Source organism: Paraburkholderia sp. GAS32 (assembly GCF_050434225.1).
Taxonomy (GTDB): Bacteria; Pseudomonadota; Gammaproteobacteria; order Burkholderiales; family Burkholderiaceae; genus Paraburkholderia; species Paraburkholderia madseniana.
Genome location: NZ_JBNPVS010000007.1, coordinates 165,019 through 187,392 on the forward strand (window position 1 = coordinate 165,019; position 22,374 = coordinate 187,392).

The 22,374-nt window shown below is 62.3% G+C and carries 19 protein-coding genes, 1 tRNA gene, 2 pseudogenes and 1 riboswitch; of the genes and pseudogenes, 12 read left to right on the forward strand and 10 right to left on the reverse strand.

What is annotated here, in order from left to right; all coding sequences use genetic code 11:
- Positions 1-60: 60 nt before the first annotated feature.
- Complete coding sequence (locus P3T25_RS11370; RefSeq protein WP_154566470.1) at positions 61-414, reverse strand: hypothetical protein; 354 nt, start codon at positions 412-414, stop codon at positions 61-63.
- 199 nt (positions 415-613) lie between these two features.
- Positions 614-1,663, reverse strand: a complete 1,050-nt coding sequence (locus tag P3T25_RS11375) for an oxidoreductase (RefSeq protein ID WP_408517847.1) — start codon at positions 1,661-1,663, stop codon at positions 614-616.
- Positions 1,664-2,093: 430 nt separating this feature from the next.
- Here P3T25_RS11375 and P3T25_RS11380 point away from each other — a divergent pair, with 430 nt between their 5' ends.
- Together P3T25_RS11380 and P3T25_RS11385 are read left to right on the forward strand one after the other, a co-directional pair.
- Positions 2,094-4,184, forward strand: a complete 2,091-nt coding sequence (locus P3T25_RS11380; RefSeq protein WP_154566469.1) for a UvrD-helicase domain-containing protein — start codon at positions 2,094-2,096, stop codon at positions 4,182-4,184.
- Between the two features lie 102 nt (positions 4,185-4,286).
- The gene (locus P3T25_RS11385) at positions 4,287-4,865 is read left to right on the forward strand and encodes a hypothetical protein (RefSeq protein ID WP_154566468.1); all 579 of its coding nucleotides are present in this window, start codon (positions 4,287-4,289) and stop codon (positions 4,863-4,865) included.
- A 95-nt stretch (positions 4,866-4,960) separates the two neighbouring features.
- Here P3T25_RS11385 and P3T25_RS11390 read toward each other — a convergent pair whose 3' ends face one another.
- Positions 4,961-5,860, reverse strand: a complete 900-nt coding sequence (locus P3T25_RS11390) for a c-type cytochrome (RefSeq protein WP_429358117.1) — start codon at positions 5,858-5,860, stop codon at positions 4,961-4,963.
- A 296-nt stretch (positions 5,861-6,156) separates the two neighbouring features.
- On the opposite strand from P3T25_RS11390, the gene P3T25_RS11395 reads away from it, so the two are divergent.
- A tRNA-Arg gene (locus tag P3T25_RS11395) sits at positions 6,157-6,232 on the forward strand.
- Between the two features lie 75 nt (positions 6,233-6,307).
- Here the strand turns inward: P3T25_RS11395 and P3T25_RS11400 are convergent.
- The 3 genes and pseudogenes from P3T25_RS11400 to P3T25_RS11410 form a co-directional block, all read right to left on the reverse strand.
- Positions 6,308-6,445, reverse strand: a pseudogene (locus P3T25_RS11400) (tyrosine-type recombinase/integrase); the annotation flags it as partial.
- A complete protein-coding gene (locus tag P3T25_RS11405) occupies positions 6,429-6,704 on the reverse strand; it encodes a BrnA antitoxin family protein (protein ID WP_154566466.1) in 276 nt (91 codons plus the stop codon). The gene P3T25_RS11405 and the pseudogene P3T25_RS11400, both read right to left, overlap by 17 nt.
- The gene (locus P3T25_RS11410; protein ID WP_154566465.1) at positions 6,676-6,957 is read right to left on the reverse strand and encodes a BrnT family toxin; all 282 of its coding nucleotides are present in this window, start codon (positions 6,955-6,957) and stop codon (positions 6,676-6,678) included. The genes P3T25_RS11405 and P3T25_RS11410 overlap by 29 nt, the downstream gene beginning before the upstream one ends.
- Positions 6,958-7,248: 291 nt before the next feature.
- Between P3T25_RS11410 and P3T25_RS11415 the strand changes: the two genes are divergently transcribed.
- The gene (locus P3T25_RS11415) at positions 7,249-7,605 is read left to right on the forward strand and encodes a helix-turn-helix domain-containing protein (RefSeq protein ID WP_233465125.1); all 357 of its coding nucleotides are present in this window, start codon (positions 7,249-7,251) and stop codon (positions 7,603-7,605) included.
- Between the two features lie 95 nt (positions 7,606-7,700).
- Positions 7,701-8,003, forward strand: coding sequence for a hypothetical protein (locus P3T25_RS11420; RefSeq protein WP_429358118.1), 303 nt, complete (start codon positions 7,701-7,703; stop codon positions 8,001-8,003).
- A gap of 59 nt (positions 8,004-8,062) precedes the next feature.
- Here P3T25_RS11420 and P3T25_RS11425 read toward each other — a convergent pair whose 3' ends face one another.
- On the reverse strand, positions 8,063-9,082 hold the full coding sequence (locus P3T25_RS11425; protein ID WP_154566462.1) for an NADP-dependent oxidoreductase: 1,020 nt from the start codon (positions 9,080-9,082) through the stop codon (positions 8,063-8,065).
- Between the two features lie 164 nt (positions 9,083-9,246).
- Positions 9,247-9,418: riboswitch (yybP-ykoY riboswitch) on the forward strand.
- A 100-nt stretch (positions 9,419-9,518) separates the two neighbouring features.
- Between P3T25_RS11425 and P3T25_RS11430 the strand changes: the two genes are divergently transcribed.
- On the forward strand, positions 9,519-10,529 hold the full coding sequence (locus P3T25_RS11430; RefSeq protein ID WP_154566461.1) for a sodium:calcium antiporter: 1,011 nt from the start codon (positions 9,519-9,521) through the stop codon (positions 10,527-10,529).
- Positions 10,530-10,598: 69 nt separating this feature from the next.
- On the opposite strand, the gene P3T25_RS11435 is transcribed toward P3T25_RS11430, so the two are convergent.
- Positions 10,599-11,660 (reverse strand): HAD family hydrolase, encoded by a 1,062-nt coding sequence (locus tag P3T25_RS11435; RefSeq protein WP_429358119.1) that lies wholly within the window; start codon positions 11,658-11,660, stop codon positions 10,599-10,601.
- Positions 11,661-12,454: 794 nt separating this feature from the next.
- On the opposite strand from P3T25_RS11435, the gene P3T25_RS11440 reads away from it, so the two are divergent.
- From P3T25_RS11440 to P3T25_RS11465, 6 genes and pseudogenes are all read left to right on the forward strand, one after another.
- Entirely contained in the window at positions 12,455-13,024 is a 570-nt protein-coding gene (locus tag P3T25_RS11440) for a hypothetical protein (RefSeq protein ID WP_429358120.1), read from the forward strand.
- A 105-nt stretch (positions 13,025-13,129) separates the two neighbouring features.
- Positions 13,130-13,342 carry a hypothetical protein gene (locus tag P3T25_RS11445; RefSeq protein ID WP_199203090.1) on the forward strand — a complete coding sequence of 71 codons (213 nt, stop codon included), beginning with the start codon at positions 13,130-13,132 and terminating at the stop codon, positions 13,340-13,342.
- Between the two features lie 27 nt (positions 13,343-13,369).
- On the forward strand, positions 13,370-16,069 hold the full coding sequence (locus P3T25_RS11450) for a DUF1254 domain-containing protein (protein ID WP_429358121.1): 2,700 nt from the start codon (positions 13,370-13,372) through the stop codon (positions 16,067-16,069).
- Positions 16,070-16,170: 101 nt separating this feature from the next.
- The gene (locus tag P3T25_RS11455) at positions 16,171-16,443 is read left to right on the forward strand and encodes a hypothetical protein (protein WP_429358122.1); all 273 of its coding nucleotides are present in this window, start codon (positions 16,171-16,173) and stop codon (positions 16,441-16,443) included.
- 25 nt (positions 16,444-16,468) lie between these two features.
- The gene (locus P3T25_RS11460; protein ID WP_429358123.1) at positions 16,469-18,244 is read left to right on the forward strand and encodes a SphA family protein; all 1,776 of its coding nucleotides are present in this window, start codon (positions 16,469-16,471) and stop codon (positions 18,242-18,244) included.
- A gap of 222 nt (positions 18,245-18,466) precedes the next feature.
- Positions 18,467-20,819, forward strand: a pseudogene (locus tag P3T25_RS11465) (carbohydrate-binding family V/XII).
- Positions 20,820-20,849: 30 nt separating this feature from the next.
- On the opposite strand, the gene P3T25_RS11470 reads toward P3T25_RS11465, so the two are convergent.
- Entirely contained in the window at positions 20,850-21,581 is a 732-nt protein-coding gene (locus tag P3T25_RS11470) for a class I SAM-dependent methyltransferase (protein ID WP_429358124.1), read from the reverse strand.
- Between the two features lie 4 nt (positions 21,582-21,585).
- Complete coding sequence (locus P3T25_RS11475) at positions 21,586-22,371, reverse strand: phytanoyl-CoA dioxygenase family protein (RefSeq protein ID WP_429358125.1); 786 nt, start codon at positions 22,369-22,371, stop codon at positions 21,586-21,588.
- Between the last annotated feature and the right edge of the window lie 3 nt (positions 22,372-22,374).

Genomic DNA, 22,374 nt, shown 5'->3' on the forward strand with positions numbered 1-22,374 from the left:
GGGACGTGATGCCCGCGCTTCTTTGCTTCAGTGCCTGAACCGGCGCGATTATTCGCCGATTTATTCGCCGATGGCGTGTGCCGCGTTGTCCAGTTCCTGGTTCAGCACGTGCTGTTCGTCGCCGGACAGGCCGCCGCCGTGTTGCGCCGCCATGTCGTGAGCTTCCTGACGGATCACGTCGAGGCGATGGTGCAACGCACCGCCTTGCGGGGGCGGGTAGTAGCCTTGGTTGACGCGAGCGTCGATGCGGCGGCTCAGGTTGTCGATCCGGCCGTTGACCTGGTTGAAGCGCTGATCCGCGATTTGCTGCGGGTTAGGGCGCGGCGCCGGCGCGGGTTGCTGGGGAGCCACCACGCAGGCGGCGAGGGAGCTGAGCAAAGCGCATGCTGCTAGTGCGCGGACGATACGAGGCATGGACTCTCCGGAAGTCGTTGTCGTTTTGTGGTGCTACTGGGGTAGCAACGGATTGTCGGGGATCCACGCTGACCGCCAAGACGGGGTTATTTGTAACGTTATGTTCCTTTCGGGGTTGTCAGGCTTTTTGCTATTGGCGGCGGCATGGTTCGCGTGCTGCCGCCAAATGGCCAGAAAGCACCCCGTGGCGCTGGGAAAGTCAGCGAATGCGTTCAAACGGCAACCGGACGCCTTCTTCTGAGCTCCGGGCTGCAAGCTCGATGATCGTCATCACGTCGACCGCGTCCTGAGCGCTGACGGGAAATTTCGTGCCGTTCTGAATGGCATCCGCCAAGGCAATATAAAAGCCGACGTATTCCCCATTGCGCGTAGGCACCTCCCGCTCGACTTCCTGGCCGTCTTCGAGCACACGCAACACACCAGGCGCATTGCCGGCGCCGAACCCGTCATCGCCCGGCCGCAGGCCGGCTTTCAACTGATCTTCCTGCGTATCGAGCCCGTATTTGACGTAGCTCCCCTGCGTGCCGTGGATCGTAAACCTCGGCGCGACGTACGCAGTCAACGCGCTGGCATGCAACACCACTTCGAACTCGCCGTATCCCAGCTGAATATGGACGTAGTCCGGTGCACTGGCTTGATCGCGGTGAGTGCGAACCGTCGCGGACACGGTCTGCGGTGCGCCGAACAGCGCCAGCGCCTGATCGATCAGGTGCGGTCCAAGATCGAATAGCAGGCCGCCGCCGCGCGAAGCCTCCTCGCGCCAACGCTGCCGAACCTCCGGCCGGAAACGGTCGAAATGCGATTCGTATTGCGTGATGCGTCCCAACTCTCTGCTGGCAAGCAGATCCCGCACGGTCAGAAAATCACCGTCCCAGCGGCGGTTATGAAAGGGGACGAACCGCTTGCTGCGAGCCAGTGCAATGTTGGCGAGCGTGTGGGCGTCGGCGGCGGTGAGCGTGACGGGCTTGTCGACTACGACGTGCTTGCCCGCTTCCAGCGCGCGGCGCGCCAGGTCGAAGTGCGTGTCATTGGGCGTCGCGATGACGACGCAGTCGATTTCTTCGAGCGCCAGCAGGGCGTCGAGATCGGCCACCACCTTTGCGTGCGGGTAATCGGCCAGCGCGTGCTCGGGCTGGCTCGTCGCGATGGCTGCGATGCTCGCTCGCCCGCAGTGCTCGATCACCGGCGCATGAAAGGTCGCGCCAGCAAAACCGTAACCCATCAATCCAATCTTCAGCGATGCGGACATGCGTGTCTTCCTGCAAAAACGGCGCGCCGCTTTGCCACCGCGGCGACGGCGCGCAACAGCGTAATTGTGGCATGTCCCGAAGGCGGACTGTCGGCATCGTCGCAGGCGTTTGCCGGTGGCGCTTGTTTGGCGGCGCTCGGACGGCAGTTGCCGCCGCGTTCGGGGCAGCCAGGTCGGGCATCCTTTTTTGTCGTCGGGCGAGCTGCCATCGCGGGCCCCGTTCCCGGCCATCCGACAGCGCGCCTGTCACGGCATCCGTTTCGGGCATCCGTGTTAACATCGCTCCTCTCGCGCAGATCGCGGCGAGCCGGAACGCCCCTCACACCGAGGCATGCGCGCCAGCCGCCCGCCCCGCGCAGCATGCCCCCGGGCCTTCGGTCTCGCGATTTCGCACCCAAGCGCCCTCAACCGCATTACCCATCCACAGACGATGTCCGCAGGCCTGAACCCCGCTCAAAATGAAGCGGTCCGTTATCTTGACGGTCCGTGTCTAGTGCTCGCCGGCGCAGGCAGCGGCAAGACGCGTGTGATCACGCAGAAGATCGCCCATCTGATCGAGGCCAAAGGCTTCGAACCGCGCCACATTGCCGCCGTCACGTTCACGAACAAGGCCGCGTTGGAAATGCGCGAGCGCGTGGGCAAGCTGCTTGAAGGCAAGACGCTCACCACGCCCGGCAAGGAAGGCCGCAAAGTACCCGTCAACCAGTTGACGGTCTGCACCTTCCACTCGCTCGGCGTGCAGATTCTGCGGCAGGAAGCGGAACACGTCGGTTTGAAGCCGCAGTTCTCGATCATGGATTCGGACGACTGCTTCGGCATGATCCAGGAGCAGGTCGGCTCGACGGACAAGGGCTTCATCCGCAAGATCCAGTCGATCATCTCACTGTGGAAGAACGGCATGATCATGCCCGAGCAGGCGATCGCGATCGCCGCGAACGAGGACGAACATCAGGCCGCGATCGTCTACCGCAACTACGTGGCGACGCTGCATGCGTATCAGGCGGTCGATTTCGACGACCTGATCCGCCTGCCCGCCGAACTCTTCGAGAAGAACGAGCAGGTGCGCGACCGCTGGCAGAACAAGCTGCGCTATCTGCTGATCGACGAGTATCAGGACACCAACGCGTGCCAGTACGAACTGGTGAAACTGCTGGCCGGCAAGCGCGCGGCGTTCACGGCGGTCGGCGACGACGATCAGGCGATTTACGGCTGGCGCGGCGCGACGCTCGAAAATCTCGGGCAGCTCAGCAAGGATTTTCCGAAGCTGCATCTGATCAAGCTCGAGCAGAACTACCGTTCGACGGTGCGCATTCTGACCGCCGCGAACAACGTGATCGCGAACAACCCCAAGCTGTTCGAAAAGAAGCTCTGGTCCGAACACGGCATGGGCGACGCGATTACTGTCACGCCTTGCAACGACGAAGAGCACGAGGCCGAGTCCGTGGTGTTCCGCCTGTCCGCGCACAAGTTCGAGCGGCGCGCGAATTTCCGCGACTACGCGATCCTGTACCGCGGCAACTTCCAGGCGCGCATCTTCGAACAGGTGCTGCGGCGCGAACGGATTCCGTATGTGCTGTCGGGCGGGCAGTCGTTCTTCGACAAAGCCGAGATCAAGGATATCTGCGCGTATCTGCGCCTGATCGCCAACGCGAACGACGACCCGGCGTTCATCCGCGCGATCACCACGCCACGCCGCGGCGTCGGCAACACGACGCTCGAAGCGCTCGGCTCGTTCGCCGGCCAGGCGAAGGTGTCGCTGTTCGAAGCGGTGTACATGGGCGGCATCGAGGCGCGCCTGTCGCCGCGTCAGATCGAACCGATGCGCGTGTTCTGCGACTTCATGCAGCGCCTCACCGATCGCGCCGAGAAGGATGCCGCCGGGACCTTGCTCGACGAACTGATGGACGCAATTCACTACGAAGCCTATCTGTACGACGCATTCGACGAACGTCAGGCGCAGTCCAAGTGGCAGAACGTGCTCGAGTTCATGGAATGGTTGAAGCGCAAGGGCACCAAGGCCGAACCCGAAGGTTCGGAGAAGAACGAGGCAACCGGCTACGACACCGCCGACGGCTTCGGCGACACCGGTAAGAGTCTGCTCGGCCTGATTCAGACCGTCGCGCTGATGTCGATGCTCGAGGGCCGCGAGGAAGATCCGGACGCCGTGCGGCTCTCGACGGTGCACGCGTCGAAGGGGCTGGAGTACCCGCACGTGTTTCTGGTGGGCGTCGAAGAAGGCATCATGCCGCACCGTGGCGGTCCGGACGACGAGCCGATCGACGACGCGCGCATCGAGGAAGAGCGTCGTCTGATGTACGTCGCGATCACGCGGGCGCAGCGCAGCCTGCATCTGAACTGGTGCAAGAAGCGCAAGCGCGCGCGCGAAACCGTGGTGTGCGAGCCGTCGCGCTTCATCCCCGAGATGCTGCTCGACGACGCCCCGCCGCCGACACCCGAAGAAGCGCCGATGTCGCCGAAAGACCGGCTTGCGAGTTTGAAGGCGCTGTTGCAGAAGCCTTGAGCGTGGGAGTGAACGCAAGACCCCGTGCGCGGCAGGTGCATCGGCGGTTTTTCGACGTGCGCACGCTACAGTGGCACGGCCCGTCAATCGGAGACCGCTCGCATGCCCACGCCGCCGCTCGCGCACTATTGCCGCGCGCTCGAAACCTACGTCGACGCGAAAGACAACACGCGTGCTCACCGCATCGCCGAGGCCTTCGCGCCGGATGCGGTTCTCACTATTTCGCTTGCCACGTCGAATATCGCGTTTCCGGCACGCACAGTCGGTACCGATGCGATCGCGAAAACGCTCGTCACCGATTTCGGCGCCCAGTACGCGCAGTGCCGCACGTACTACGTGTGCGATTCGCTCGCGGTGGATAACGGCACGATCGAGGCCTTGCCCTGGCTGGTGGTGATGCGCGAACGGGCAACCGGCGCATTGCGTGTCGGCCACGGGGTGTATCGGTGGACTTTCGACGCGGCGCCGGCCGTCACGGGGTTCCATATCCACATCGCACGCATGGACGTCGTGCCGGACGTCGACGGCAAATTGCTCGAAGCGTTGCAAGATGGGCTGAGCTATCCGTGGCTCGTGCCTGCCGACCTGCACACGCATTTGACGTCGCTGGCTCGTAGCACACCGGCGTTGGCATTTGTCGAGGCGTTCAGCCGCCCCGCGGTTGCATCGGCAGGCGCCTGAGCCGACGGCGCATAGAGCGCATTCGCATAAAAAATCCCTGCCCGTGTCGCCACGGTGCAGGGATTTTTTGTCCTGCGACAACCGCCAGAAGCGCCTTATTTCGCCGCGCTGACCATGTAGTCGACGGCGGCTTTCACGTCCGAGTCGGAGGCAGTCGAGCCACCTTTGGGCGGCATCGCACCCTTGCCGTGCAGTGCGTAGTTGTAGACCGTGTCCATCGGTTCTTTCAGGCGCGGCGCCCATGCGTCCTTGTCGCCGAACTTCGGTGCGTTCAGCACGCCGGCCGCGTGACACGCCTGACAAACCTGCTGATACAGCGCCTTGCCGGCTTGCGAGGCGTCCGCGCTTTGGGTTCCGCCTGCTGCTGGCGCAGCCGCTTGCGGCACGCTTGCCATGGCCGCCATTGCAGCAGCGGCCTGTGCAGCGCCAGCGTCCGAAGCACCCGCCGGCGCCGCCGCAGCAGCGCCAGACGCGGCTGCCGCCGCACCCGCTGCCGGCTGGGCCGGTTCAGGAAAGCTCGCACCGGAATTGTTCGCCATGTATGCCACCGCGCGGGCGATTTCGAAGTCGCTGTAGTCGTCCGGGCTGGTGCCGCCACGCGCGGGCATCGCGCCCTTGCCGGCGAGCGCCGTGTGCCACAGCGTGTCGAAGCCCTGCGTGATACGCGGCGCCCAGTCGGCGGTATTGGTGAATTTCGGCGCGCCTGCCGCACCCGACGCGTGACACGCGGAGCAAACGGCCTTGTAAACTTCTTCACCGGTCTTGTAGATGCGTGGCGCATTGGCGTCGCGAATGTCGACTTGTGCGAGCGGCTTGATGCGCGCGCTGACCTCGGCGTCGGAAAGACTGTCTGTGCCGGCGCCGGTGCGCGTCGAATTATCGACGTAGATCACTAGCAGAACGATGATGACGATCGGTACCGCAAAACTGGCAATGATCGCGGCAATGAGCTGCCCGGGGGTTTTGATTGGGGCTCCGTGTGGTGCTTCGCTCATGCTTGTCTCGTCTCCGTGGATATGTGAGCGGTACAGCGTGACGGCAACTTCTTGTTCTCTATTCAGCCACGGACGATTATAGACGGAACATTTCGGCGGCGGCGAGGGGCGCGGCCAGGTGTTCAGCAGGCGTTTACCCGCATCGCGGGGTGAGGCTGGCACCGCCCGAATGGAAGGCTTCAGGCGCGCAATCCCGCCATCTAGGCCGTCCGGTGGACGGTTTGGCCGAAACCGGGTATCCTTTCGGTCTCGCTTTGGCGTCGCTCCTGTTCAGGTTGCCGCGCTTTCGTGTTGAAGCGCCCGTAGCTCAATGGATAGAGTACTGCCCTCCGAAGGCAGGGGTTGCTGGTTCGATCCCAGCCGGGCGCACCAATAGCCGTAAGGCTTTCAGCGGTTTCTCTGCTTCACCGTTTCCCCCAGCACAGTGAAAATGTAGTCGGCCGGCAGTCATCTGTAGGTCGACGACGGTGTGTGCAGCTGAACCCAACGTGCCAGGCGATCGGCTGACAGGTGCGCGTAGCGTTGCACCATTTCCAGCGTTTCCCACCCTCCCGACTCCTTTAGCACCTCATGCGTGGTGTGTCTTGAGCCAGTCGCGCAGTGCGTCGTTCATGCGCGTTTGCCAGCCTTCGCCGCTTGCTCTGAAACGCTCCACTATCTCAGCGTCGTATCGAATCGTCACCGCGACTTTCGGGTGCGCAAGCTTAGGTCGGCCGCCGCGCGGCTTCATCTGTGCGAACTGTTCATCGGTCGGTTCGAACGTGTCAGGGTCGGCCGCGATGCCGCGAGCAATCGCGGCTTCTTCTTCGGGCGTGTTACGGATCAATTTGGGTTGCTTTTTCATAGCGGTCTATCTCCCGGTTGTTCGCCTTGCGCAGACTAATAACCCGAAAGGTTTCGCCGCGCTGCGTGAACACGACGCAATAGAGGCGGGCGTCGATCACGGCATAGCCAATTTCGCGCAACTCGCCGTAATCCTTGCGGTCGTCGGGTGCGCACCATACGGACGACCAATCAATCGCTTCGGCGATTGACAGAGATACGCCGTGCTTCTGCTCGTTGGCGTTGCTCTTGGTTTGGTCGTGAGTCGTTTTCATATGGTTATTGTAGTTACAAAAACAAAGGGCCGTAACAGGTTTTTGTAACTACGTTTACTTGCCTGGCTTGCGAAAGTGGTCTCGGTGTCGGTCGCTCGTCGGGTCGTCGCGCGTTTCCAGTTCTTCCTGATGGATGCGCGGCATGAATCCGTCCTCCGTCTAAAAACCAATCAAGAGGGTTTTGATTAACAACAACTCGATTGTGGAGTACTCCATTATGATGTAAATCAATCTATTAACTCGCAATCCAGAGCTACAATCATGGCTGGACTTTCACCGCTGAGCTTAGCCATGAACCCAAAGGACGAACAGTTTTTCAAGGCGCTGGGCGCGCGTATCGCCAGCGCTCGCAAGGCCCACGAGTTCACCCAACAGCAACTCGCCGAGCAGCTCGGCATTGCCCAGCAGACCCTCGCTCACTACGAAGGTGGGCGGCTGCGGCTGCCCGCCTCACTGCTACCGGAGTTGACCAGAACGCTTGGGCTTTCATCCGATGAACTGCTGGGGCAGAACGTCACCCCAGACGGCAAACGCGGTCCGTCCTCTAAGCTGCAACAGCAGATCGAGGCGATCAGCCGGCTACCGAAGGCGCGGCAACGCTTCGTGTCCGAGATGCTTGATACGGTGCTGGCACAGAGCCAGCGGTAAGGAAGGAGATTTGATGCAGTAGAAGAAGCGCGGGCCGCATGGGCGGCAACCCATACGGCCCGCTGACCACCACCAACTCACCGAAGGAGTTGACCATGGCTGATGCCAATCTTAAACCACGTCGCGCACGCGACGAACACGTCACGCGCATTTCCGTTGCGCTTGAAGCAGACCGCACGCACGAACGCGGCAAGCATACTGCCTTTCCCTGGATGCAGGTTACCGATGCCATGCTCGAACACGCCGGCTTCCTGCCCGGACACCAGGTCCGGTTCATCATTGACTACCGGCTCGGACAGATCACCATCACCCCGGACTATGACTACAGAGTTGCCGGCAGGTACATGACCGCGCCAGAGACCGAGGCCATGCTGCAAAGACGCAGCAAACGGAAATAAACAATCCACAAACGACAACCCCGGCCAGCGTCGGGGTTGTCGTTCAGGAACTCACACCTTCATACCCTCACCAGCAGCTTCCCAAGATTCTTCCCCTCAAACAGGCTATTCAGCGCGTTCGGCAACGCGTCAAACCCATCGACGTAAGTCTCCTGATAAACGATTTCACCGTTCTTCACCCACGGCGCAACCGTCTGCAGCATCTCATCCATCCGATGCGTAAAATCGCGCGCCAGAATCCCCTGAATCGTCGCGCGCTGAAACAGCATGTGCTGCAGGAAGCGCGGCGCGAGGTCCGGCGTGTCGAGACCGCCGTCGTATTGAGCGATCGCGCCGCAGATCACGATCCGTGCGCGGCGCTTGATGAGCGGAATCACCGCATCTGTGACCATGCCGCCCACGTTGTCGAAATAGACATCGACGCCGCCGGTCGCCGCCTGCAGCGCTGACTGCAAGCCTTCAAGCGTCGGATGCGCCCGATAGTCGACCGCGCCGTCGAGCTTCAGCGTGTCGGTCAGAAACGCGCACTTGTCCGGACCGCCCGCTATCCCAATGACGCGACATCCGGCGCGCTTGCCGAACTGCGCGACCAGCGAGCCGACTGCGCCCGCCGCACCGGACACGACCAGCGTGTCGCCCGGACGCGGCTTGCCCGCTTCCATCAAACCGAACCACGCAGTGCGTCCCGGCATACCGAGCACGCCGAGCGCGGTCGAAACCGGCGCCGCGGCGGGGTCCAGTTTGGTCAGTTCGCTGTGATGGCACTTGGCATACAACTGCCAGCCGCTATAGGCCGACACCCAGTCGCCCTGCTTGAACAGCGGGCTCGCCGACGCCACCACTTCACCCACCACGCCCGCTCGCTGCACGATGCCGAGTGGATGCGGCACATCGTAGGTATTGCGTTCGTGCTGCTGGATGCGAATGTATGGATCGACGCTGATAATGCGCGCCCGGATGAGAACCTCATTGGATGACAATTTGTCGTCGAGTTCGCTTTCGCGTAACTCGTAATGCTCATCGCCAACGCGTCCTTCAGGACGCTTGACGTAAAACCACTGGCGGTTTTGATAACTCATGTGAACACTCACTGCGGTCGTAGACGGTGAGTGATCTTACCAGTGGGGCCATCGCACGCTTGCGAGGCTGATGTCGCATCACTGGACGGCCGTAGCAAAACCAGAGGGCGCCGGCGCACGCGCCCGATTCCAAGCTTGTTGAAAGCCTCCCGTCCCGCTAGAATCCTCCGGTCACTGGGGAGTAGCCTTCCTTCATCCATTGAAGGAGAGCGCGTCAACATACTTGACCTGCGGGTCATGGCGCGTTCGACCGGGTCGGTTTGGCGAGACCATTGGCGCACTGCTTCGTTCTGGTCGGACGGGGCGCGGTGCGTCATTGGTTCGTTACTTTCGTCCGACCGCGGAGTTGCCCTGTGAAACATCGTTGTGCCCTGCCAGTCTCCCCACTTGCCGGTCCGTTGTGCCGCTTCCCCTTTGCATTTGCAGTGAGGCGCGCATGACCGGTCTCCTGTTCCAACTCGCCATCATGCTGGTCGTCATTCTCGTGTCGGCCGAGCTCTTCACCAATGCCCTCGAGCATCTCGGCGAGCGCCTGAAAATCTCCGAGGGCGTGACGGGTTCGCTGTTCGCGGCGGTCGGTACCGCCCTGCCCGAAACCCTCGTCCCGCTGCTCGCGATTGCGGGCGGCACGACCGATAGCGCGGTCAATCAGGAGATCGGCGTCGGCGCGATTCTCGGCGCGCCGCTCATGCTCTCCACCCTCTCCACTTTCCTGATGACGCTGGCGATTCTCGGTTCGCGCGGTGCCGGCGGCTGGGTCACGCCGGAACGCACGGGTTTCACGCGCGATCTGAACTACTTCCTGTGCGCCTTTGTGCTGGCGGCCGCGGCGATGTACGTGCCGCATGAAGAGATGATCGTACGGGGGCTGTTCAGCGCGGCGCTGGTCGGTGTGTACATCACGTATGTGGTGATGACGTTCCGTGCATCGAACAAACTGGTCGACGCCGGTCACGGCACTGAAGCGCCGGGCAGAATGCTGCTGTCGCGTCTTGGCTTGCCCACCAATCTCGCGACCATCGCGGTGCAACTGGCGCTGGCGGTTGCGTTGCTGGTGTGGGGCGCGGAAGGCTTCATCCACGGTGTGCGGGGCGTGTCGCAAGTGCTCGGCGTCTCGCCGCTGCTGCTGTCGCTGCTGATCATTCCGATCGCCACCGAGTTGCCGGAGAAGGTCAACAGCATCCTGTGGATTCGCCGTGGCAAGGACACGCTGGCGTTCGGCAACATCACCGGCGCGATGGTGTTCCAGGGCACGCTGCTGCCCGCAATCGGGATTCTGCTGACGCCGTGGGCGCCGCGTATCGAAGTGGTGACCGGTATCGTGATCACGCTCGCTGCCGCCGCGTGGCTGCGGATCAACGTGCGTGCGCGCGGCGTGCCGGTGTGGGCGCTGCTGGTGTGCGGCGTGCTCTACGCCACTTATCTGGCGATCACGCTGAGCCGCTGAGCGAGTGACGAAAGACCGGGAAGGCCGCGACAAAAGCCGCCGAAGCGCGGCCTTCCCAACCAGCCGCCCTTAATTGGACGGCGCCGCCGCAGCCGTTGCTGTGCTATCCGTCTTGAACACCGTCTTCCAGTCATCCTTCACATCGACGACGAGCCAGCCTTTCCCGCTGGCTTCGTCCAGCCCCTTGTCGAGCTTGCCGCTTTTCGCCGTTCGGTCGTACGCGTACTCCCGTTCGCCGTCGGTGTGATGCAGCAGCGCCGCGAGGCGCGGACCGTCGCCGGCCGAGGTCCATTCGAGCATCGGCACATCGCCGTCGGCGTTGCCGAACGCGATCACCGGACGCCGGCCGATCACGCGGTCGATGGCAAGCGGTTTGGCCGCGCCATCGACGAGATTGTCGACCTGCGCAAGCCGGGTCAGCGACACTGCGCCGTTCGTCTGGTTGTACTTGTATTTGACGGTGCTGCCGATCACCTGCTCGGGCGGAATGCCGTACACGCGCTGCGCGATGTCACGGACGAACTCGACATCGCTGCCCGTCACCAGATAGGTCCTGAAGCCATTGGCGCGCAGATAGGCGAGCAACTCGAGCATCGGCTGATAAGCGAGGTCGGCGTACGGGCGATTGAAGCGCGGGTCGCTCGCGGAGTCGAACCATTCGTGCACGAGCGCGGCGAATTGATCGCTGGTCATGCCGGCATGCGCCGCCGCCAGCAGCCTCGTCGAACCGGCGTCGCCGCTCGCCGCGATGCTCTTCAGATTGCCTTTCAGAATCGAGCGGAACGGGTCCTGCCGTTTCCATTCCGGATGCCGCCCGGCCACCGTCTTCACCCGTTGCAGCGCGAACACCAGTTGTACCGAGGCGGGTTGCTCCGGCCACAACGTGCCGTCGTTGTCGAATACGGCGATCCGGTCGGCGCGCGGGATGAAGTCTTTCGACTCTGGCGTCGTGACCAGCGTGACGAAATCGACAATCGAGCGTTTGCTCGCAGTATCGTTCCACGACGCGAGGGTTGCGGCGGTCGACGCGCCGGCCGGCGACTCGCTTGCGTCGTGGTGCGGCGTAACGGTACAAGCTGAAAGAACCATAACGGTCAAAGCAATGCAGTACCGGTGCATCGTGCGAATCATAAAAGCCTCATCAAAAGCGGTGGGTCAAACTTTAAGCGAGCGCAAGTCTAATGGGACACGGCGATTGTTGCAGCCCGTTTTGTTGCTTTTTTGGGACGACGGCGTGAATGCCGGTAATTGTCAAATGGCGTATGCCGCTATGCAGCTTTTTATGCAACAAGCAAACAAATGCTCAACGTAGTGGCAAAAGTGTGGAATAAGAATGGCGGCCAAAATCTAACTCCGTCCGAAATTGCGTAGATTTCTATCGCGTTACAAATTTATCTCTGTAATCTCCTGAAACGTTTGCTACTATTCCGCCACAACACTCCCGGATTGTGAATTTTTTACCTCCGCATGCGTCGTTTGGTGCGGCGTCTCTTGAGTCTGAAAGGAGCGTCCATGCAAGCCCTGCATCCGGCCGTACCGTCTTTCCAGCTTGCCCGAAAGACTTAGTGCGAATTAATCGCGCATCTTATCCGCTTTGCATATTTCCCCGGTTGCGCGTGGCCACTGGGTGAGGTGAACTTACGCCTGCGATTAGTTTGCGTTAGTTCGACCTAATTCGAAAATACGAATGCCATTGCTCCTGCTTTATTTGCATCGGGCAAAAGAATGCGTTCGCCTATAAGAAATGCCCATAGACGAGGTGCGCGAATGGGTTGTAAAAGCGTGGTTGGGTCGGTAGCGTTATACGCCGCCTCGGTGGTGTTGTCGCCGGCGTTCGCTCAGGCATCGGCCGACGAAGCCAATAAGAGTAATAACCCGCTTAATCTGGCAGCCTCATTCAACATCAGAATTACTACACGCCGAGCGTGTTCGGCGCGAGCGCGCACACCAACGATCTGCTCTTGCGCCCCACCGTGCCGATCGGCCCGAACAGCCTGATCGGCGTGCCGGAAATTTTCCGCGCCACGGTGCCGGTCAGCACGCGGCCCGATCCAAGCGGCGGCTATAACACCGGCCTCGGCGACCTGAACCTATTCGACATCTTCCTGCTCTCGCAAGGCGACGTGCAGGTCGGCGTCGGCCCGCTCGTGACGATGCCGACCGCCACCGACCCGAGCCTCGGCACCGGCAAGTGGCAGGCCGGTCTTGCCGCGGTCGCCGTCAGCGCGACGAAGGCGCGGCTCCTCGGCGCCCTGGTGCAGTGGCAACACTCGTTCGCGGGACAAACCAGCCGGCCCACCACGCAATCGCTCACCGCGCAGCCGTTCGGCATCTTCAACCTGCCGGGCGGCGCTGGTATATCCGCTCGACCGGCACCTGGACTTTCGACCTGCAGCATGGCAGCTATTACATCCCGGTGGGTCTGGGTGCGGGCAAAGCGTGGAAAGGCGGCTCGACCATCTACAACGCGTTTATCGAGCCGCAATACTCGGTAGCGCATTCCGGCGCCGGCGTGCCGAAGTTCACCATCTTCGCCGGGCTGAACATGACGTTCGGCAAATAAGCACAAAAAACTGAGCACAGAAACAGAGGACTTAACCATGACCTTATTCAAACGCCTGCCGACCTGCGCAGTCATCGCGGCCTTGTCACTGACCACGTTACCGCATACGCAAGCCGTCGCTCAAGCGAGCGCCCCCACGGCGGCGACAGCGGCCGTCACCGCCTCGCCTGAAGAAGCGCGCGCGATCGCCAAAGACGCGTTCCTCTACGCGTATCCGATGCTGTTCAACTACAAGACGCTTTACGAGTAGGCGCTCGATTCCGGCTCGAAGTCTTATGTGGGCGGCTTCGGCAAGTTCCGCAACTACTCGCATCCGTACGGTCCCGAGAACAAGGACATCGTCACGCCGAACAACGACACGCCGTACTCGTGGGCGTGGCTCGATCTGCGTCGCGAGCCGTGGGTGCTGACGGTGCCCGCGGTGCCGAAAGAGCGCTACTACGTCTTCCAGTGGATCGACCTGTACACCTACAACTTCGCGTACGTCGGTTCGCGCGCCACGGGCAACGGCGCGGGCCACTATCTGTTCGCCGGTCCGAACTGGCACGGTGATACGCCCAAGGGCATCGACAAGGTGTTCCGCTCCGAGACGGACCTGATCCTGACGCTCGGCCGCACGGCGCTCAACGGCGCGAGCGACGTCAAAAACGTCGAGGCGATCCAGAAGCAATACAAGCTCACGCCGCTGTCCGCCTTCGAACATACGGCTGCGCCGCCGTCCGTCGCGAAGCTCGATTTTCCGAAGTGGGATGAAGCGAAGGCGACTTCGGTCGACTTCATCGCCTATCTGAACTTCATGCTGCAGTTCACGCAGCCGCCGGCGCCGTCCGAGCAGGAATTGATGGCGCGCTTCGCGAAGATCGGCATTGCGCCGGGCGCGCCGTTCGATCCGGCCGCCTTGACGCCGGAAACGCGCGCCGCGCTCGAAGCTGGTGTCGCAGACGGCAAAGCCGCATTGGCCGACGCGGAAAAACACACCACTGGCTCGTTCAGCCTGTTCGGCAGCCGTGCGGATCTGAAGGACGACTACACCACGCGCGCCGTCGCGGCGGCGATGGGGATTTACGGCAATACCAAGGAAGAAGCGGTGTACGTCGGCACACGAGTGAACGGCGAACGCGCGCAACTGCTCGGCTCAGTGCCGTACGTGCTGCACTTCGACAAGAAGGACCTGCCGCCCGCGAAATTCTTCTGGTCGATGACGCTGTACGACCTGCCCGCGCGCCATCTGGTTGCGAATCCAATCAACCGTTACTCGATCGGCGATCGCACCAAAGGCCTGAAGTACGGCGCCGATGGCTCGCTGGATATCTACGTGCAGAACACGTCGCCGGGTGCGGACAAGACGTCGAACTGGCTGCCGGCGCCCACCGGTGCGTACACCCTCGGCATGCGCATCTATGGCCCGGATGAGACGGTGCTCAACGGTAGCTGGAATCCCCCGAGCCCCAAAAGCGCTAAGCCGCGCATGGACGAACCTGAGGACAATATGAATAAGAAAACAGCGACATGGGTCACGGCCGCCGTGCTGGCGTCGGTTGCTGCACCCAGTCTGGCGAAGACGCAGCAGGATCAGCCGGCGCATGCGACGGCCACCACGGCGTCCGTGCCGGGTCCAGTGGCCGGCTATGCGATCTCTGAAGAATACGCGCGATTGGTGGCGCGCCAGACCTACTTCTGGGCGTGGCCGATGGTGAACGTCTACGGCCGTCTGCTGGCGATGAAGCAGGTCCCACAGCCGGGTCTGAACGGCGGCATCGTGCCGGTTGCGCCGCCCAATCATCTGTCGATGCTGCGCGACTACATTCAGCCGCAGGAGCGATTTGTTGCGTGTCCGAATCAGGACGTGGTCTACGGCTCCTCGATCCTCGATCTGAATCAGACGCCGGTGGTCGTGCAGGTGCCCGATTTCGGCAAACGCTTCTGGGTCTATCAGGCCGTCGATCTGCGTACCGACGGTTTCGCGAGTCTCGGCAAGATGTACGGCACACGTCCGGGCTTCTATCTCCTGGCGGGCCCTGACTGGCACGGCCAGGTGCCGAAGGGCATCCGCCAGGTGTTCCGCTCGTCGACCGGAGTCGGCAGTTTTATTCCGCGCGTTTTCATGGACGACACGCCTGAAGATCGCGTGGCCGTGCAGTCGGTGATTGCGAAGGTTGGCCTGTATCCGCTCGCCGAGTACGACGGCAAGGTCAAGGAGACCGACTGGTCGAAGCTGCCGAGCTTCGGCGAGGCCGGTGGTGCCGCGGGCGGCAACGCCGAAGAAATCAAGTGGGTCGATCCAAACCGCTTCTGGGACATGCTGCGCACCGTGCTCGACGTGACGCCGCCGCAACGCGGCGAAGAGGCGCTCTACGCGCAGGCGCGCGCATTGATCGTCGCGGCGCAGAAGGATCCGGCAATCAAGACCGCGATTGTTGAGGAAGGGACGAAGGCCGAAGCGGATCTGGTCACGCCGCTGTTCAACTTCAACACCTTTGGCAAGCGGCTGCCGGCGAACTGGAACACCATCAGCAACGGCGCCGCGTTCGGCACGGACTACTTCACACACACGGCGGTGGCGAAGTCGAACATCTTCGTCAACAAGCCTAACGAGACCAAGTATTTCTACGCCGACGCCGACGCATCCGGTCAGCGTCTCGATGGCAACGCACGCTACACGGTGACGTTCGCCAAGGATCAGTTGCCGCCGGTCAGGGGGTTCTGGTCGCTGACGCTGTACAACTCGCACCACTTCTTCTCGCCGAACCCGCAGAACCGCTACTCGCTCGGCACCAAGAACAAGGACCTGAAGTTCAATGCGGATGGCTCGTTGACGCTTTACGTGCAGAACACGAGTCCCGGTGACGACAAGGTCTCCAACTGGCTGCCGGCGCCGGCCAATGAAGCGTTCTCGCTGTATGTCCGCGCCTATTGGCCGCAGCAACCGGCGCTCGACGGCAGTTGGACGCCGCCGCCGGTCAAGCGTGAACCGTAAGAAAACACGCCGATGTGCACGCGTGCGGCTTGCCGCCGCGGTGTGTCAAAACCTTGTTCCGCAAAGTGGAAGTGCGGAAAGTTAATTTCATGAGGATGACTATGAGTCGCACAAACCGTTTGTCCGCAAGCCGGTCACTCGCCAGGTTGTGCACGGGTGCGCTTCTTACCACCGCCGGCGTGGGTCTTTCGCAACAAGCGTGGGCTACTGAAGGTGGCATCGGCAGGCCGATCACCGGCATGCAGGTCACGCCGTACGCAGGCGTCGTGCCGCCCACCAGCGACTGGATCGTGTCGGCCAACACGATTTACTACGAAGGCTCGCTCGGTGCGAGCAAGACGATCCCGATCGCCGGTACTGTCACCGCCGGGTAGGACTATTCGATCGTGTACACGCATTGTGAATGCGATCAAGACCTGGGGCATTACGGCGGGCGGCTGGAACTTCGCTTCTTCGTTCGGCGTACCGATCCAGTACACCGACGTGTCGTCGTTTCATGGCCGCTTGCCGAACGATCATGGCACCCAGTTCGCCGACCTCTTCTTCACGCCGGTGGTGGCCGGCTATCACCTGACCAGGACCGACCACATCGCATTGAGCCTGCAGATCTATGCGCCGACCGGCGCGTACACCTCGAGCCGCCTCGCCAATGCCGGGCAGAACACGTGGACCTTCACGCCGACGTTCTCGTACACGAAGCTGTTCCCGAAGGAAGAGATCGAGTTGTCGTTGAACTATGGCGTCGAGTTCTATACGCCGAACGGCGACACCCACTATCACAACGCACCGGTCAGCGTGCTCGACCTGCTCGCGCTCAAGCGCTTCGGCAGCGGCTGGGGCGTGGGCGTGGTGGGCGGGTATATCCAGCAGATCGGTCATGATAGCGGCGGCCTGGCCGATGCCACCGGCGGCAATCAGGGGCATTCGGTGGGTATCGGGCCGATGGTCACGTGGCCTGGCAAGGTCCAGAAAACGCCGGTGTCGGCGTCGCTGCGTTGGGTCAATGAATTCAACGTCAGTAACCGGCCTAAGGGGAATGCGGTGGAACTGTCGGTCAGTGCCACCTTCCAGGAACGGAGCATGCATCTGGTGATCCGTCGCTCCTCGTGTGTGCCGTTTCCCGCCGACGCCGCTCCACCGGGCGAGTCCGAGGTGCCCCGCAGACGATCGCTGCGCGCCTCGGCGGTGGTCGCGGCGTTGCTGCTCGTGTCGGTCCACGGCCGCGCGGCGTCGAGATTCACCGATCCCGAAGACGGTGCTTTCGACTTGAGCAATCTGTTGCTGACGCATAGGGGCGTCTTGCCTGTGCCGACGCTGATCACCGAGCCGGCGGTCGGCTACGGCCTAGGCCTCGGCCTGCTCTATTTCTCGCTGCCGAAGAAAAGCGCCGGTGCGCGCGACGACGCCAAAGCGCCGCCGAACATCACCGGCCTCGGCGGCTTCGTGAGCGGTACGCATAGCTGGGGCGCGGGGTTGATGCATTTCCACACCTGGGACGACGACCACATTCGCTATCTCGGCGTGATCGGCAAGGTGGGGCTGCATCTGAACTACTACGGCATCCAGAACCAGCCGCGCGCCTATCAGCTCGACGGTATCGCGCTCGTGCAGCAGGTCCTGTTCAGGCTCGGCAATAGTCGCTGGTATGTCGGCCCGCGCTATACCTTCTTCGACGCGAGCACGCGTTTTGACGCGACCGTTCCGGCGGGGATTCGCGGGTTCGAGAGAGATCAGCGCGTCGCCAAGGGCGGCGTGGTGGTCGACTACGACACGCGCGACAACATGTCTATCCGTCGAGCGGCACCTATGCGGAGCTGGAAGCCGACCTCGCGCGCGGCGGGCTCGGCAGTTCCACCAACTTTCAGGAGCAGACGGCACGCGGCTACCAGTGGATTCCGCTATCGAAGAGCTGGGTGCTCGGCCTGCGCGCCGACACCGGCTTCTCGCAAGGAAACATTCCGTTTTTCGCGCAGCCGTATGTGTCGCTGCGTGGCGTGTCCGATGCGAAGTTCCAGGACAACAACCAGCTTACCGCGGAAGCCGAAATCCGCTGGAACGTCACGCCGCGCTGGTCGGTGCTCGGCTTCGGCGGCGTTGGTAAAGCCTACGGCCATCTGCATTCGTTTTCGGATGCGCCCACCGCGTTCGGCTTCGGCACAGGGTTTCGCTATCTGATTGCTCGCAAGCTCGGCGTGACGATGGGGATCGACGTCGCGCACGGGCCGGGGCAGAACGCGTTTTATGTGCAGGTGGGCAGCGCATGGCGGTGACGAGAATCAATCAGTCCAGTTGAGTTCGCTGAAGGGGCACGGCAACAGGTTGCATGCACGGCGCGAGCGCTGTCTGCAGTCTACGTGTTTTCGCACACCGATTTTCACGTTGAAGGAATCACGCACAATGAAAACTACGATGAAGCGATCCTTGCTGTTGCTTGCCGGCGTCTGCACGTCGCTTGCGGTGACAGTCGCTACGCCCGGGCAGGCGCTTGCCGCGGCCGCCGTGCAGCCGCTGCCGACGGCCTGGCCGCGCGACTTCGATAGCGCGCAACAGCGCATCGAGTTGTATCAGCCGCAGGTGGAAGTGTGGCAGGGCAACCGGATCGAAGGGCGCGCGGCTTTTGCGGTCGGTGCGAAGAGCGCCACACCCAACTACGGCGTCGCGCATTTCACCGCGCGTGCTGAAGTCGACAAGACCAGCTCGACTGTTCAACTGCCCGATATCGTCATCGACCAGGTCGATATGCCGGCCACGCCGGGTGCCGCGGCTGGGGTGAACTGCCTTGCAGGCACGCATCCCGAAAGACGGCCTCACCACATCGCTCGAACAGTTGCAGGCCAGTTATGCCAGCACCCACGAAGGCAGTGAACCCGGCCTCGCGGTGCAGAACAACGTACCTCACATCCTCTTTGCTGAACGCCCCTCGCTGCTCGTGCTGGTCGACGGCGACGCGAACTGGCGTGCGCTCGGCGACACGCACTATCAACGCCTGATCAACACGCGGGCGATGCTGATCAAGGACGCGAGTAGCACGCTGCATCTGAATGCTGCGGGCTACTGGTACGAGGCGACATCGCTCGACGGTCCGTGGCATCTGACCGCGACGCCGCCGCATGAGCTGGTCGCCGCGGCGAACAAAGCGCAAACGAATCTGAAGTCCGACCCGCTGTTGCCCGCCGACGGCAAGAAACCGGCGCAGGCGCCGGACGTTGTCGTCGCCGCGCAGCCGGCCGAGCTGGTGGTGATGACCGGCAAGCCTTCGCTGCAACCGGTGAAGGGCGTGAGCTTACTCTCCGTCGCCAACGCCGACCACGCGCTCTTCGTCGAGCCGTGCGACAACCATTACTACTTGCTGCTGTCGGGCCGCTGGTTTACCGCAGCGGGTCTGAATGGACCTTGGACCTTCGTCGACGGCAAGAGTCTGCCCGCCGATTTCGCAAAGATCGCTGCCGACGACCCGCACGCGAATGCGCTCGTCTCCGTGCCCGGCACGCCGCAGGCCAAAGAAGCGGCGATCGCCGCAACCATCCCGCAGACAGCGACCGTATCGCGCAAGTCCACCACGCTGAAGGTGGTCTATGACGGCACGCCGAAGTTCGTGGGCATTGCCGGCACGTCGCTTTCGTATGCGGTGAACACGGCGACGCCGGTGATCCAGACGGCGCCTACGCAATTCTTCGCGGTCGCCAACGGGATCTGGTTCACCGCGAGCGCGGCAAGTGGCCCGTGGCATGTCGCCGATACCGTGCCGGCTGCGATCTATACGATTCCGGCGGCTTCGCCCGTGCATTACGTGACCTACGTCCACGTCTATTCGGCGACGCCGGATACGGTGGTGGTCGGCTATACGCCGGGCTATATGGGTGTCGTTGTCAACGCAGACGGTACCGTCGTGTACGGCACCGGCTATGTGTACGCGCCGTACGTCGGCGAGGTCTACTACGGCTATCCGGCCACCTATGGCTACGGCGCCGGCTTCGCGCTCGGCACGACGGTGGGCTTCGCCTTCGGCTTTGCGATCGGCGCCACGTGGGGCGCACCGTCGCCATACTGGGGACCGTATTGGGGCGGCAGCTGGCAATACGCGAACGTCAACCAGGCGAATATTTACGGCCGCTGGGGAGGGCAGGCCACCGTGACCCACGCGAGCGGCTGGAACGGCTGGACCGGCAACAGTTGGGCGGGGTCGTCCGTGTCCGGTTTCAATCCGTACACTGGCGCTCATTACCAAGGGAGTCGTGGCGCCGTCGAGAACGCGTACAACGGCAACTACGCGGCGGGACGGCAAGGCTCGTTCAGCGATCCGTCGACGGGACGCAGCGGTGCGGGACGTGGTGGCGTAGTGGGCAACCAGGGCACCGGCGATTACGCAGCGGGCGGGCAGCGCGCCGGCTACAACGCGCAGACCGGCCGCTACGGCGTGGCTGAAGGGGGCGTAACCGGCAACACGAATTCAGGCGATCATCAGGCAAGTTCGCGCGGCGTGGTGGGCAACAAGAACACCGGTAACGCTGTCGCGTGGAATAACGGCAATGTCTATGCGGGCAGCGACGGCAACGTCTACCGTCATGATCAGGGTGGCGGCTGGGAGCAGCACAGCGCCAACGGCTGGCAGCCGGTTCAGCCAAGCGCCAGCCAGACGCAGCAGCTCGATTCGCTCAAGCAGGGGCATGATCTCGGGAATGCGCGAGCGAGTGGGCAGTTTCAGGGGCAGGGGCACTTCGGCGGCGGGGGCGGGCGGTTCAGGCGGTGAGTACAGCCGCGGCAGCCACCTGCCGCGGGTTCAGGCACTGCGTTCGCAGATCGCGTATACGCTGGAGCACAAGTCGGGGTAAATGCGCCCCAACTCAAAACAGCCGTCCAGATATGCTCTGGATATGATGCCGGCCTGTAAAGCTGCGTCGATCTGGAAGTTGGCAAGACCCTTGAAAAAGACTCCGCCTTCCGTGACCGGGCGGAGTTTCGCCGCACGCAGATCGGCCCGCAGTGTATCGATCGAGTAGGTGACCCGGTGGCCATGGGCCGCTTCCGCCGCCGTCACGGCCGCGTGATGATCGATCAACCCCATGTTGACCGCGATCTGCCTCGATCCGGCACGCGCATTCGGTGCCGCCACGAACAGGCGGCCACTCTCGGACAGCCAGCTACCGATCCGGCGCAGCACCTCGACCGGATGGTCGAGGTGCTCGAGCGTATGGATCAGAAAAATATTGTCGTAACGCTGCGCCGGTTCGAACGTCTCGAACGTCGAGTGATGAAACTTGACCGAATCTTTTACCTTCTCCGACGCAATCGCGATGCAGTCCGCCGATGCCTCGACGACTTCCAGCGAGTCGAAGCGTTGAGCGAGCAGGCGCGTGAAATTGCCCTCGAAGCATCCCAGTTCAAGCGCGTTTCCGTTGCTGAGGAGCGGCGTAAAGGTCCGAAGCATATATTCATGCATCAGATAGTCGAAGTCGTAGGCGTAGCGATGTTCGGGATGATCTTTCGCTTCCGCGTTGTAGTCTCTGCTCATGCAATCAATCCTGTCCACGTTGATAGAAACGCTGCTCGACCGGCACGTAAAACTCATCGAGCGACTCCGGCACCCGCGCGTTGAAGCCGAGTACCTGACGCATCCATGCATTGCACTGGTCGAGATTGCGGTAGCCGAACAGCCGGGCGTAGTCGAGCTGCGGTTTGAAGAAGGGGCTCGTGAAAGTCAATGTCAAAGCACGGCGCGGCGCAAGTGTGGCGTTCTGTCCGGTCGCGTGCCACATGCGTGAATCGAACAACAGGACCGAGCCACGCTTGCCTGTCGCACGTGCCGCTTGTGCATAGAACGCTTCGTCGGCGGGTTGCTGCTGGATGTTTTGCGAGTGCGAAAGGACATGCGTTGCGCCATTCTCCAGGGTGAAATCGTCGAGCATCACCAGCGCGTTCAGCATGAAGCGGCGACTGTCCGAGCCGAAGCGGATATCCCGATGCACGTTCTGGACATAGGAGCGCGAGTCGCGCTCGTTGATGACGCCGCCGTACGAATTGAGCACGAAGTTGCCATCGAAGTACCGTTTGAAAACCGGCTCCAGGACTGAGAACTCCGCCAGCAGTTCGACATAACACTCGCTATCCATCAACAGGTGGTGCAAGGTGCCGGCGCTGTTGTCCAGCACGCCGTTGCGTTGCCTGATCTCGTTGCGCAACGCGAGGGAGGGCTGCAGCGCCTCGACCAGCGAGTCGAGCAAATTCATGCGAATCAGCTGGGGGATGATGGTCCAGCCTGCCGTCGCAAGTGCGGTGTCGTGTCGAGCGTCGATCGTATTCATGAA